Genomic DNA, 695 nt, shown 5'->3' with positions numbered 1-695 from the left:
GCTGTGGCTGGTCAACAAGACCAAGCTCGGCCGCGCGATGCGCGCCACGGCCGAGAACCCGCGTGTGGCCGGCCTGATGGGCGTGCGACCTGACCACATCATCAGCGCCACCTTCATCATCGGCGCGACCCTGGCGGCCATCGCCGGGATCATGTGGGCGATGAACTACGGCACCGTGCAGCACTCGATGGGCTTCCTGCCGGGCCTGAAGGCCTTCACGGCGGCGGTGTTCGGCGGCATCGGCAACCTGACTGGCGCGATGGTCGGCGGGGTCCTCTTGGGCCTGATTGAAGCCATCGGCGCCGGCTACCTCGGCCAACTCACCGGGGGCGTGTTCGGCAGCCAGTACGTCGAGATCTTCGCCTTCCTCGTGCTGATCCTCGTGCTCACGCTGCGACCGTCCGGGCTGATGGGCGAACGTGTCGCCGACCGCGCCTGATCAGGAGGGACACACCATGCAAAACATGAGCAAACAAACCAAGTTGATCGTCTTCCTGGTCGCGGCGATGGCGCTGATGGCGCTGCCGCTGGTGGCCGCGCAGTTCGGCCAGGGCTGGGTGCGCATCATGGCGCTGGCGCTGCTGTACGTGCTGCTGGCGCTGGGCCTGAACATCGTGGTCGGCTACGCGGGGCTGCTGGACCTGGGCTACGTCGCCTTCTACGCCGTCGGCGCCTACATGTTCGCCCTCTTGGCC

General features: G+C 67.1%; 2 protein-coding genes. Both read left to right on the top strand.

From position 1 onward, the window contains the following. The coding region (locus tag AC1DYI_RS37680; RefSeq protein ID WP_477209155.1) for a branched-chain amino acid ABC transporter permease at positions 1-439 on the top strand (439 nt) is incomplete at its 5' end. Between the two features lie 25 nt (positions 440-464). Next, positions 465-695 (top strand): ABC transporter permease subunit (locus tag AC1DYI_RS37675; protein ID WP_477209156.1); only part of this gene is annotated, 231 nt, incomplete at its 3' end.

Source organism: Ideonella sp. P3_A4 (genome assembly GCF_056403075.1).
This window is presented reverse-complemented; position numbering and strand designations above follow the sequence as displayed.